Source organism: Actinomyces sp. ICM39 (assembly GCF_000282935.1).
Taxonomy (GTDB): Bacteria; Actinomycetota; Actinomycetes; order Actinomycetales; family Actinomycetaceae; genus Pauljensenia; species Pauljensenia odontolytica_B.
This window is the reverse complement of record NZ_ALCB01000110.1, coordinates 1-12241: the sequence shown is the minus strand read 5'-3', so window position 1 is coordinate 12241 and position 12241 is coordinate 1. Positions and strand designations below refer to the sequence as shown.

8 protein-coding genes, 3 tRNA genes and 1 pseudogene are annotated in these 12241 nt (G+C 62.2%); 8 read left to right on the top strand and 4 right to left on the bottom strand.

The genetic code is table 11. The features are described 5' to 3' along the window. The 7 genes and pseudogenes from HMPREF1137_RS07465 to cas2e all read left to right on the top strand — a co-directional run. Positions 1 to 860, top strand: an 860-nt coding sequence (locus HMPREF1137_RS07465) for a type I-E CRISPR-associated protein Cse1/CasA (RefSeq protein ID WP_034497325.1), incomplete at its 5' end; no start/stop codon positions are given. After that, entirely contained in the window at positions 857 to 1495 is a 639-nt protein-coding gene (gene casB, locus HMPREF1137_RS07460; RefSeq protein WP_231284052.1) for a type I-E CRISPR-associated protein Cse2/CasB, read from the top strand. The genes HMPREF1137_RS07465 and casB, both read left to right, overlap by 4 nt. A gap of 46 nt (positions 1496 to 1541) precedes the next feature. Next, positions 1542 to 2708: a type I-E CRISPR-associated protein Cas7/Cse4/CasC gene (cas7e, locus tag HMPREF1137_RS07455; protein ID WP_009053799.1), complete on the top strand. Its 1167-nt coding sequence runs from the start codon at positions 1542 to 1544 to the stop codon at positions 2706 to 2708. Beyond that, positions 2705 to 3433: a type I-E CRISPR-associated protein Cas5/CasD gene (gene cas5e, locus HMPREF1137_RS07450; protein WP_034497322.1), complete on the top strand. Its 729-nt coding sequence runs from the start codon at positions 2705 to 2707 to the stop codon at positions 3431 to 3433. The genes cas7e and cas5e overlap by 4 nt, the downstream gene beginning before the upstream one ends. Continuing rightward, entirely contained in the window at positions 3433 to 4182 is a 750-nt protein-coding gene (gene cas6e, locus HMPREF1137_RS07445) for a type I-E CRISPR-associated protein Cas6/Cse3/CasE (protein ID WP_009053804.1), read from the top strand. The genes cas5e and cas6e overlap by 1 nt, the downstream gene beginning before the upstream one ends. 59 nt (positions 4183 to 4241) lie before the next feature. Further along, entirely contained in the window at positions 4242 to 5138 is an 897-nt protein-coding gene (gene cas1e, locus HMPREF1137_RS07440) for a type I-E CRISPR-associated endonuclease Cas1e (protein ID WP_009053811.1), read from the top strand. A gap of 59 nt (positions 5139 to 5197) precedes the next feature. Further along, a pseudogene (gene cas2e / locus HMPREF1137_RS10085) lies at positions 5198 to 5538 on the top strand (type I-E CRISPR-associated endoribonuclease Cas2e). Positions 5539 to 8394: 2856 nt separating this feature from the next. On the opposite strand, the gene HMPREF1137_RS07435 reads toward cas2e, so the two are convergent. The 4 genes from HMPREF1137_RS07435 to HMPREF1137_RS07420 form a co-directional block, all read right to left on the bottom strand. Next, a complete protein-coding gene (locus HMPREF1137_RS07435; RefSeq protein WP_009053808.1) occupies positions 8395 to 9828 on the bottom strand; it encodes an Ig-like domain-containing protein in 1434 nt (477 codons plus the stop codon). Between the two features lie 643 nt (positions 9829 to 10471). Next, positions 10472 to 10547, bottom strand: a tRNA-Phe gene (locus tag HMPREF1137_RS07430). A 27-nt stretch (positions 10548 to 10574) separates the two neighbouring features. Further along, positions 10575 to 10648 (bottom strand) — tRNA-Asp (locus tag HMPREF1137_RS07425). Positions 10649 to 10697: 49 nt separating this feature from the next. Then, a tRNA-Glu gene (locus HMPREF1137_RS07420) sits at positions 10698 to 10773 on the bottom strand. A gap of 163 nt (positions 10774 to 10936) precedes the next feature. Here HMPREF1137_RS07420 and HMPREF1137_RS07415 point away from each other — a divergent pair. Then, a partial coding sequence (locus tag HMPREF1137_RS07415; RefSeq protein WP_009053797.1) for a mechanosensitive ion channel family protein occupies positions 10937 to 12241 on the top strand: 1305 nt, incomplete at its 3' end.

Sequence of the window (12241 nt, the reverse complement as noted above, 5' to 3'; positions counted from 1 at the left end):
GACCGATGGGTGACAGCAGTGGCGTCACGGGAGTGATTCTGGCGCAGGGGGATAAGCTCGCTCCTCAAGAGATGCGTTTGTATGAACCGCAGAGTCTATGGCGTTACTCGGTTGATCAATCTACGAAGTTCAAACAAGACGTTTACATGCCGTGTAAGTTTGAGTCCGGCCGTGCTTTCTGGAGGGATCTTCCGGGCGTGCTTCCGGCTCTAACGATGATACGGGGCGTAGATGACCAGCTTAAATCCGAATTTCTGCCGTCTGCTACTTTGAGTTTTCATTATCAGCTTGACAATGCTTTGGTTGAGACCGCTTATCCCAAGGTGATGCGGATTCAGGCTGTTGGCGTTGCCTACGGACCTAAGGAATCGACGATCGAGGATATCTACTCGGACGAGCTGACGTTGTCGGTTGCCGTCATGCGCGCTGAGTGTGAGGATCTGGCCGCCGAGATCGACAGGCAGGTTCGCCTGACCGAAGAGGTTGCCAGGGATGTGGGAACTCTTGCAGCGAATCTCGCGCGTGCCTCGGGTGAGGGCGAGAAACACGGCGGCATTGGGGCTCGAGACCGTGCCAAGGAAATGTTTTTCTCTGCGGTTGATACTTCGTTCAGGAATTGGCTCAGCCAGGTCGATGGGCACGAAAGTGCGCGGGATGTCGGGCGTCGGTGGGAGCGCACGTTGCGTCAGCACGCTGCGGACATCCAGACCGAGCTCGTCAGGGGCACCTCGTCGTCGGCAATCATCGGCCGAAAAGTAGGCAATGGATATATGAACGTCGGCATCGCCGAAAACTACTTCCGGTCGGCGCTCAACAAGCGTCTCCCGGTGCAGAACACCAATCAGGAAGGAATGAAATGACCAGCAATGATGCTGCTCCGGATAGCGGTGCGAAAGGTTTATCAACGCGTGGTGCGGTGTACGGCCGTGTCAGCGGGTTGATCAAGAATCGGCTCTGGAAGGAGACTCCTTCGGCTCGAGCCCTTCGCGCGCAGCTGCGTGGAGCGCTTTCTCGGGAGGCGGGATCGGTGCCCGAGCTGTGGGACCTGACGCTCGATGATCGCCCGGGCTATCTGGGCGATGAGCCGACCAGAGGCGAGAAAGCCGTCCACGGAGCTCTCACTCTCTGGGCTCTCCACCAGGGGCCAAACATGAGACCCATGCATGATACGTCGGACCGTCCGCGCAGCTTTGCTTCCGCTATCCGAGTCGTGGCCGAGGGGCAAAGCGGCGAAAAGCGAGCCGAAGAGGCTCCGATCTATCGGCGTTTTACTGCGGCTGTTCAAGCGCCGATGTTCGAGGGACTTCTCGTGCATCTGCGTTCGCTCATCTCTCAGCTTGAGGCTGCGGAAATTCCCTGCGACTACGCGCAGCTCGCAGCCGATCTTTTTACGTGGCAGGACCCGCGTCGCCGCACGTCCGTCATGCGTAACTGGGGACGACAGTTCGCCCGTCCCGCTGAACTCGTCCACACCGATCCTGCCTCCGGCGAGTGATGTCGGGGCAATCCAATTAATCGCTTCATTTGTGAAAGGAAAGATAATGTCCGTCTTCGTTGATATCCACGTCCTACAGACCCTTCCTCCCTCGAACCCGAACCGTGATGATACGGGGGCGCCGAAGACCGCCACCTTCGGAGGTGTCCAGCGTATGCGCATTTCATCCCAAGCCATTAAGCGAGCGACACGTGAAGACTTTGAGAGATCCATCGAGGTGTCACTTAAGGGGATTCGTTCGAAGAGAATTCCTAGTGTTCTCAAAAGCAAGATCCTGGAGCGGAAGCCTGAAATTAGTGATGACCTGCTTACCAGGATGGTATCAACGGTTATTGCCTGGACGTTTCTTGGGGGAACGGATAAGAGTGTCAAGAAGAAGCGTGATAAGTTCCTCAGAGAAGTGAAGAAAAACTCGGAGCGCGCTTTCGAAGATGTTGATGCGCTCTGGTTTGTTTCAAACGCTGAGTTGGACTCCTACGTGAATGCGATTATTGAGGACTCTGCCGAGACCGATATTGAGAAGGCTTTCAAGAACCGAAAGTTCGATAAGGCGTCGGCAAAGGGAGATCAGTCAGTCGCAGTTGCGCTTTTCGGCCGTATGGTTGCTAGCAATGTCAACCTGAAGATTGACGCCGCGTGCCAGGTCGCCCACGCGATTGGCGTCGGAGCAGTCGAGCGCGAGTACGACTACTACACGGCCGTCGACGACGAGAAGAAACGCAACAAGGAGGCTGACGAGGGTGCAGGAATGATCGGCACGATCGAGTTCGCATCTGCGACGGTGTACCGCTACGCGACTATTAACGTCGACCTGCTGCGTGAAAACCTGGGGGACGATGCGGTTGCTGATCGCGCCGTCGAGCTTTTCGTGGATAGCTTCGTCCGCTCGATGCCGACCGGGAAGATCACGACTTTTGCGAACCGCACTCTGCCCGATGCCGTCCTGGTTCAGGTTCGCAATGATCAGCCGATCAACATGAGTGGCGCTTTTGAGGAGCCGATCGTCGCCGGTCGATGCGGTTTCGCAGAGCCTGCTATTGAGCGATTCGTTGAGTTCGAGTCGCGGCTGCGTGAGCTCACGGGTCTGAAGCCTGTGGAGGCTCTCGTGTCGTGGAGCACGCCTCGTGGTGAGAGCTTCTCGGAGCTCGGCAAGCAGGTGCGCCTGGCGTCTCTCGGTGAAACCGCAGCGGAAGTGGTGCGGGGCACGCGATGAGTGCGGTGCTCGTCTTAAGGCTGGCGGGTCCCATGCAATCGTGGGGCTCGGACAGCCGATTCACGCGTAGGTCGACGGAGGTTTTTCCCACGAAAAGTGCCTTGGTTGGTCTGCTTGGTGCGGCACAGGGGCGCAGACGCAGTGATCCCATCGAGGACCTGGCTGAGCTGAGCGTCGCCGTCCGAGTTGATCAACCGGGGCAATTGCTCCGCGACTTCCACACTGCACACAGGGGTGAAACGTCGATGCCTCTGTCCCACCGTTTCTATAGAGCGGATGCTGCGTTCGGAGCCTTCATCGAGGGACCTGACGACATGATTGATGCGCTCGCGCAGGCAATCGTTCGTCCGGTTTTTCCGCTCTACCTCGGTCGCCGCTCGTGCCCTCCGACCTTGCCGCTACGTCTCGCTGTCCGGGAAGGCAGTGCGTGGGACGCTGCGTGCGAAACTCCGTGGATGGCCTCGGCGTACTACCAGAAGAAGCAGCGTCACGAACATTTCGTTAGAACGCGAGTTGTTGCGGATCTGGGAATTATTCCGCATGAGGTGGCGAAAACCTCGCAGCAGACGCTTCAGGACATGCCGATCAGTTTCGACTCGGAGAATCGCAAGTACACCCTGCGTACCGTCGAGGAGACCTATATAGACCTGGAGAATCCGCAGTACGTGGAGTCGAAGCCGCAGGCCCACCCCGGCTTCGTGCATGATCCGATGGAGGTGCTCTGATGTATCTGACACGCATCTACCTCAACCCGCACCGTCGCGGGGCGAAGCAGCTCATGCGCAGCCGACAGATGCTGCACGCGGCTGTGCTGAATTGCTTCCCCCCGGGCGTGCTGGATGATCCCGGCGCCCCGCGGGTTCTCTGGCGGCTGGACCGTCCGCCCGTCGTTCGGGGAGCTATCCCTCGCCAGGGGAGCCCCTCGTGTGCGCTCTACATTTCGAGCCCGGTTGCTCCGGACCCCTCGCATATCGTCGAGGAGGCCGGATACGCGACCGAGGGCGGGGTAGTCATCCGCGACATGAGTACCTTCCTTGAGGGGCTGTCGGCTGGGCAGCGGTGGGGTTTCCGCCTGTGTGTCAATCCGACGTTCCGGGAGGGCAGCCAGGTCAATGCACGGGGACGCAAGAAGGTTCTTGCTCACGTCACGCAGGATCAGCAGACGCAGTGGGTTCTCGAACGCGCCGAGAAGTGCGGATTCAGGGTGCTGACCTCCGCTGAAGTTGGTGGTGACCTACCGATTCTCGAGGACGGTGATGGGCAACGTGTTGACGGTGCGAATCTGCTGATTAACGGCGTTGAACGCAGCGTCGCTGAGTTTAAGCACAAGGAGCATCGAGTGACCCTCGGAGTCGCTACCTTCGAGGGCGTCCTCGAGGTGACGGACCCCGAGGCCCTGCGCAGAGTCCTCATCCACGGAATCGGCCGAGGGAAAGCCTACGGCTGCGGTTTGATGACCTTGGCTCGGCCATGAGACCGATCCCCGGGGCAAACCCATCAGATCCGAGAGACCTGGTGTGAGTTCGAGACCGCTTGACATTCCTCTACGTCGAGCGGTGCACGATCAATCGTGACTCGAACGCGATTACTGTGGCTGATGGTCATGGAATCGCCCACGTCCCAGCAGCGGCGCTGTCGGTGCTGCTGCTGGGACCCGGGGTTCGGATCACTCACTCGGTGGTGTCTGTCCTCTCCGAGAGCGGATCGACCATCGTGTGGGTTGGCGAGAATGGGGTGCGCTACTACGCGCACGGCTCGCCGCCCTCGCGTTCCTCGAGGTTGCTGGAGGCGCAGGCTCGCGCGGTGAGCGATCCGTCGATGCGGCTGACTGTCGCGCGCAACATGTACTTGATGCGCTTCGCAGGTGAGGACGTGTCGAAACTGAGTCTTCAGCAGTTGAGGGGGCGCGAGGGCGCTCGGGTGCGTCGCTTGTACCGGGAACACTCGCAGCGTACGGGGGTGCCCTGGGATCGGCGCGAGTACGATCCTGAGAACTATGAGGATGGTTCGGTTGTGAACCAGGCTCTCTCGGCGGCGAATTCGGCGATTTACGGGATCGTCCACGCGGTCATCGTCGCGCGGGGATGCAGCCCCGGGCTGGGGTTTGTGCACAATGGGAACTATCGCTCGTTTGTGTATGACGTCGCCGACCTGTACAAATCAGACCTCACAATTCCGATTGCTTTTGATGTTGCGGCTTCTCCGACTGACGAGGCCGTGGGCAGTGCCGCTCGTAAGGCCGTCCGCGATGCCGTGCGAGAGTTTCATCTGCTCGAGCGGTGTGTTGCGGACATCAAGGGGCTGCTGTCGGTGTCAGGTGCCTTGGATGTTGAGGACGAGGACCTGATCGTCGACGACTTGCGACTGTGGGATGACCGCGAGGGCACAGTTGCCGCGGGCGTGGCGTATGAGGAGAGTGGATCCTGGTGATCGTCCTCGTTTTGTCTGCCGTGCCTGAAGGTTTGCGGGGGCACGTGACTCGGTGGTTGATGGAAATCTCGCCGGGGTATTCGTGGGGACGCTGTCCGCACGGGTCCGTGAGCGCCTGTGGGATATCGTCACCGAGAACATGAAGACCGGGCGTGCTGTCATGGTCTACCGTGCACGAAACGAACAGGGGCTCGAGTTCTTGACGTGGGGAGACCCCTGGAAGCCCGTCGACTTCGATGGGCTGACGCTCATGATGCGTCCCTACTACTCCGGAGGCCGAGGTCAATACTCCGAACCTGACCCCGCAGCGCGTCAGTTGCGTAAGCGTCCCGCGATGAGTAACTTTCAGAAAAGGCGTAAAGCTCAAGGCTTTCCAAGATCTGACCGATCTGAGCAATAAAAATGCAGGTCAGGAAGTGTTTTCCCCGCGTGAGTGGGGATGAGCCCGTTGGTGACGGTGAACAGGTCGCCGTTGGTGAGTTTTCCCCGCGTGAGCGGGGATGAGCCCTTGCAGGTTCAGGTTGATGCGCAGGCTCAGGTGTTTTCCCGGCGTGAGCGGGGATGAGCCCCAGTCAGCCACAGCAGCAATTACGCTATAAATGTTTTCCCCGCGTGAGCGGGGATGAACCCTTCACCAACGGGCACCCTAACGGAGAGAACCCGTTTTCCCCGCGTGAGCGGGGATGAACCCCTTTCTTAGTTCACTCCGGCGACCTGGAGGAAGTTTTTCCCGCGTGAGCGGGGATGAGCCCGGCGCGGGTGTGCAGGTGGTGATCCCCAATGCGTTTTCCCCGCGTGAGTGGGGATGAGCCCGGCTTCATCAAGCCGGAACTCGCCGGCCCCATGTTTTCCCCGCGTGAGTGGGGATGAGCCCACCCGCATCCTTGGCAACCGCCTGGGCTTTTCGTTTTCCCCGCGTGAGTGGGGATGAACCGAAAGCGCCGGCGACCTTTTCGCCACGGTTGCTGTTTTCCCCGTGTGAGTGGGGATGAGCCCGGCGACGTGCCGTTACCGTCGCCGCCCTTGTTGTTTTCCCCGCGTGAGTGGGGATGAGCCTAGCCCGTCGAAGGTGTTCCGTCGTTTTGGCGAGTTTTCCCCGCGTGAGCGGGGATGAGCCCTGGGAGAGGCCTGTGGCTCCGGCCGGGCTGGTGTTTTCCCCGCGTGAGCGGGGATGAGCCCCCAGCCCCCGACCGTATCCCCGGCACCTGGCTGTTTTCCCCGCGTGAGTGGGCATGAGCCCTCAGCCAGCGAGTTCCCCTACAAGCTCTCTAAGTTTTCCCCGCGTGAGCGGGGATGAGCCCAGGACCGACGCCAAGACCGCCGAAGCCGCCGCGTTTTTCCCGCGTGAGCGGGGATGAGCCCTGACCGTCCGCACCGGGCGCCTGTCCGTCAAAGTTTTCCCCGCGTGAGTGGGGGTGAGCCCGCTGCGCTCGCGTCAATGCAGCGCGGCCTCACGTTTTCCCCGCGTGAGTGGGGATGAGCCGCCGATAGCCGTGCTAACGCCGCTCGAGATCGCGTTTTCCCCGCGTGAGCGGGGATGAGCCCTTCCTCTACGGTTCCTTCGACCGTTACCTGGGGTTTTCCCTGCGCAAGTGGGGATGAGCCCTCCGCGTAGCACCACGGGGTAACGACGTAAGTGTTTTCCCCGCGCGAGCGGGGATGAGCCGGGCGCGAAGGTCGTCATGGCGGTGATGGACCAGTCTTCCTCGCGTGAGCGGGGATGAGCCGTACTGGCCGACCGGTGGGAAGGATCATGCAACGTTTTCCCTGCGTGAGTGGGGATGAGCCCCTCCTCGACATCTCCCTCCGAGGTATGGCTATGTTTTCCCCGCGTGAGCGGGGATGAGCCCACGAGCGAGCGGGTCGGCCAGTGAATAAGGCGGTTTTCCCCGCGTGAGCGGGGATGAGCCCGGCGGCACGATCACGATCAACGCCGTCAACGAGTTTTCCCCGCGTGAGCGGGGATGAGCCCGTGGTGGGTGAAGGCACCTGTCCCTTCGCTCTGTTTTCCCCGCGTGAGCGGGGATGAGCCCTGGAACCAGCTGGCGGACGCGATCCCCGGAGCGTTTTCCGCGCGTGAGTGGGGATGAGCCCACCGTGCGAGCCACCGCACGCCACGGAAACACGTTTTCCCCGCGTGAGCGGGGATGAGCCGAAGCGGCAGGCCGAGCCCGCTGAGACGGGCACGTTGTCCCTGCGTGAGCGGGGATGAGCCCGTGACCCCGACGTGGACACAGTCATCGGGGAAGTTTTCCCCGCGTGAGCGGGGATGAGCCCCCGTAGATGATGCGTTCCAGGGCTTGGGTTTTATTTTCCCCGCATGAACGGGGATGAGCCGGGAAGTGGATGCTATGGCATCGAAAGCAATCAGTTTCCCCCGCGTGAGCGGGGATGAGCCCTCGACCGGGCCAGTAATCGGCGGAATCTCACCGTTTTCCCCGCGTGAGCGGGGATGAGCCTACGTGGCAGACGATCCGACGCGCGGTCGCCGGGTTTTCCCCGCGTGAGTGGGGATGAGCCCTGGCTCTGGAACGGCACGTAGAAGTTCGATGCGTTTTCCCCGCGTGAGCGGGGATGAGCCCGTGTGGGACTTGGTGAAGAATCTGGACAAGATGTTTTCCTCGTGTGAGTGGGGATGAGCCCGCCTTCATGTCCGAGGACTCGGTCTCGATGGGGTTTTCCCCGCGTAAGTGGGGATGAGCCTCCGAGCGTGATCGGCTCGGTTGACGAGATCGTGTTTTCCCCGCGTGAGTGGGGATGAGCCCAGGTTGTCGGCGTAGCGTTGTACGTGGGTGAGGTTTTCCCCGCGTGAGCGGGGATGATCCCGGCATCCTCGTGAAGGCCGGGAGCCTCGCATTGTTTTCCCCGCGTGAGCGGGGATGATCCGGGTGATCCTGGTGAGGCGATCACAGTCGTGACGTTTTCCCCGCGTGAGCGGGGATGATCCGGGAGGCAAAGCGCGGATAGTGCCCCTCGCCGCGTTTTCCCCGCGTGAGCGGGGATGAGCCCCAGGCCACCAGAAAGAGCCCGCCGATCTTGAGGTTTTCCCCGCGTAAGCGGGGATGAGCCCGACTACATCGACACCTTGCGTATCGCACGCAAGGTTTTCCCTGCGTGAGTGGGGATGATCCCCTCGGTGGCCGTCAGAAGGTTTACGCGATGGTTCGTTGACCCGCATGACTGAGCCCCGACCTCGTCGATACGAGGCCGGGGCTCAGTGCGTCAGATCCGTACCCTCACGTGGAGGGCAGGACGGTCAGGCCTGGCGTCGGCGAGCCGCCACCGCCAGCGCGCCCAGCAGACCCAGCATGCCGGCACCAGCGAGGACGCCAGCCATGTCTGCGCCCGTGCGAGCCAGCTGCTTCGGCGCGGGAGTCGACGGAGCGGGCGGCGTGGCCGGGGGAGTGGACGAGCTCGGCGTCGAGGGTGCCGACGGGGTCGGCGTCGCCGAAGGAGTCGGGGTGGTCGACGGCGTCGGCTCGGGAGTGGGCGTCACCGACGGGGTGGGCGTGGAAGACGGGGTAGGCGTCGGGGTTGCGGTCGGCGTCGGAGACGGGGTCACGGACGGGGTTGGGCTCGGCTCCGGCGTGGGAGTCGTGGAAGGAGTTGGCTCCGGCGTGGGAGTCGGCTCCGGCGTCGGCGTCATCGACGGCGTAGGCGTCGGATTCGCGTCGCCGTTCGCGTCGCCCGAGCCGTCCGAGTGGATGTCCACGCCGCCCGTGTACAGCTTCGCGTTGATGAGAGCGTCGTTGTGGAAGGTAACGCCGTTGCGCACGGTCGCCATGTTGTTGATCGTGGCCTCGTACTGCAGGACGTAGGTGCCGTTGTTCGTGAGGCGCGGGAACGTCGCGGTGAACCCGGTGCCGTCGGCGGTGGCCTCCATCGTGAAGGTGCCGTCGCCGATCGACGCGCCGGCCTTGAGGGCGGGTGCCTGCTCGGCCTGGTACTCGGCGTCGTTGTTGTAGTAGTAGAGCTTCTCCGACCCGGGCACCAGCGAGTAGCCGCCGGAGCTCATGTCGAAGGTGTCAACGATCTCGACCGCGGTCGCGCCCTCGGGCAGCTGGGATCCCTTGATGTCGATCTCCCAGATGATCCGCGAGGAGTCGCCTTGCTTGGGCTGGCCCCACTTCTGGGTATTGCGCAGGATGCGCTCGTACGTGCCGGAGATCGAGCCGCCGGGCAGGTCCACGACAATGGCGGTGCCGTTCACCGGGAAGGACACAGTCGACGAGGACGTGGCGTGCACGGCCTTCGTGCGCACGGTGCCGTGGCCGATGATGCTGTGGTGGTCCTTCGCGTACTCGCCGAAGGTGCAGGTCATGGAGACGCCCTCGCCCGCGGGGACGGAGCAGTCGACGACCGGGACCTTGTCGTCGTTGAGCATGCTGAAGTTCAGCGTCGAGCTGCCCGAGTCTGAGACGATCTCAAGCTCCGGCGGAATCTGAATGGTGAACGTGTCGCCGGGCGCGACATCCTTGCCGGTCGTGTCGATGTCGAAGGACATGGTCATGACGTGGATGCCGACGGTGGGCGCGGTGGTTTCCTTGTCCTCGCGCGCCAGCGAGATCTTGCTGACGACGCTGACGGAGGTGGCGTAGGAGGGGGCGATCGCGATGAACGCGGCCAGCAGGCCGGCGACGATCAGCCCGACAGCGAGCGGGAAAAGACGCCCGATACTGCGGGGGTGCACGTGAGTCTCCATTCGTCATGGATGGGGGACGAGGCCGTGGCGTGCGCGTCGGGTGTCCACCCATCCGCTCTGGTTAGCAAGTAATGGTGCTGATGGGAAGGCTACGCCTGTGCGTAATAGTCTGCGCGTTCAATTTCGTCTATTTGTCCATGTTATGGAGGGTTTGATTTAGTCGTCCAGCAATTCATCAGCCATTAACCCGGATGGAAATGTGAGCATTTGGGCGGCGTTCTAGTTGTTTGGTAATTAATTGACTGGCGTTACTATTCTTTGTCGTCCAGTCAAGCGTGTGACGAAGCGCATATGAGCTGCTCCGCTTCTTGGATGTGGTGCAGAGTCTCGCAGTCTCCAGAAATTTCGCATGCAATTCCCGTGAACGTATTTCAAATTTTGTAATCTGATCGTTGGTATTCTGCGGTTTTTGGGGTTGGGTTGATTCGTGCCGCGGGGGAATTGCATGCGAAATTTGTCTGGTCGCACGTGTGCAGAGCTGTCGCATGGGCGTTCTGAAAAGTCGCCCCCGCCCCAGGCAAAGCGCATGCAAGCGGCCCTGCCCCCAGGTAAAGCGCATGCGAGCACCCCCGCCCCGGGCAGAGTGCATGGGCAAAACAAAAACCCCGAAGCGAATGCTTCGGGGACTTGCTGGTGGCTCCGACCGGCGTCGATCCGGTGACCTTTCGATTTTCAGTCGAACGCTCTACCAACTGAGCTACAGAGCCAAGACCTGAACCAAAAGGTCTGGTCGGCGACCCCGACGGGACTTGAACCCGCGACCTCCGCCGTGACAGGGCGGCGCGCTAACCAACTGCGCTACGGGGCCTTACAACAGGTAAGACCTATTGAATTGTTCCAATCACATAAGCGACCGGTGGTACCCCCAACGGGATTCGAACCCGTGTCGCCGCCGTGAAAGGGCGGTGTCCTAGGCCGCTAGACGATGGGGGCCTGCTTGGCCGTCGAACTGGCGTCCGAAGACGGGAGATAGTTTAGGCAGAACGCGCGCGGTGCGTCAAAACGAAATCAAGTGACAGCTAACACATTACCGAAAAACGTTGCAATTGTGCGGAATTCCCAGGAATTCATCAGCTCTCCGACCTAGGCTTGATGCATGACTATGACATCAGCACTCGGTGCCCTCGCCCAGGCCTCGGACGCCCTCACGCGGGCGATCGCTGACCCACAATCCGGGGCGGAGGCCGCCGTGGCCACGACTATCGACCTCACCCTCCTGATCCTCGGCCCGCTCGTCGGCGCCTTCGTGGGTATCGTCCTCTCGGTCCTCCTCTCCGCCCTGGCACGTAAGGCGCTCTCCAAGGCGGCCACGGCCTCGTCGATCCTGGCGCGCGTGCGCCGCCCGGGCCACTTCACGTTCGCGGCCTGGGGAGCGTGGGCGGGACTCGGCATCGCGCTGGTCAACCCCCACCTGTCCGACTGGAACGGCACGTCGATCACGACGTTCCTCATGCACGTGCTGCTCATCGTCGCCCTCGCCTGCCTGACCTGGATGGCCTACGCCGCCGCGTGGGTCTTCGAGGACGCCGCCAAGGCCCGCCAGGATTCTGACCAGGGACGCTCGCGCCGCTTCGAGACCCAGGCTCAAGTGCTGCGCCGCCTCACCCAGTCGATCGTCGTCGTTGTGGGCATCGTCGCGATCATCGGTACCTTCGAAGTCGCCCGCCAAGCCATGACCACCGTGCTGGCCTCCGCCGGCGTCATCTCGGTGATCTTCGGTCTCGCCGCCCAGCAGACCCTCGGCAACGTCTTCGCCGGCCTGCAGCTGGCCTTCACCGACGCGATCCGCGTGGGTGACGTCGTCGTCGCCGGCGAGAAGAAAGAAACTGGCTCCGTCGAGGAAATCACGCTCTCCTACGTGGTCGTGCGCATCTGGGACGAGCGCCGCCTCATCATTCCGTGCCGCTACTTCACGCAGACGCCCTTCGAGAACTGGACGCGCCGCGCCGCCGCCCAGCTCGGCACCGTCGAGCTCAAGCTCGACTGGTCCGCACCAATGACCCTCATCCGCGCCAAGGTCGAGCAGCTCCTCACCGCCACCGACCTGTGGGACGGACGCACGTGGGGCGTGCAGATCACCGACTCCGACGAGTACACGGTCACCGTGCGCGTCCTCGTCTCCGCGAAGAACTCCGGCCACCTCTCCGACCTGCGCGCGTACCTGCGTGAGCAGATCATCGCGTGGATCGTCGCCGAAGAGCCGTGGGCGCGCCCCGCCCAGCGCATCGAGCCGCGCCAGACCGTCACCGTCGAGCAGGACATGAGCCGCGAACGCATCGCGCGCCTGGCCGCCGAGCTCGCCGGGATCTCCGGCACGAACGAGGCCGTGGCCGCCACGGGCACGTCGGCTTCCCACACGGGTACGCCTGCGTCGGCCGGTGAGCAGTCCAGCGCCGCGACG

Coding starts and splice junctions, on each gene's coding strand:
- casB (WP_231284052.1), top strand. CDS start 857: ATGACCAGCAATGATGCTGCTCCGGATAGCGGTGCGAAAGGTTTATCA.
- cas7e (WP_009053799.1), top strand. CDS start 1,542: ATGTCCGTCTTCGTTGATATCCACGTCCTACAGACCCTTCCTCCCTCG.
- cas5e (WP_034497322.1), top strand. CDS start 2,705: ATGAGTGCGGTGCTCGTCTTAAGGCTGGCGGGTCCCATGCAATCGTGG.
- cas6e (WP_009053804.1), top strand. CDS start 3,433: ATGTATCTGACACGCATCTACCTCAACCCGCACCGTCGCGGGGCGAAG.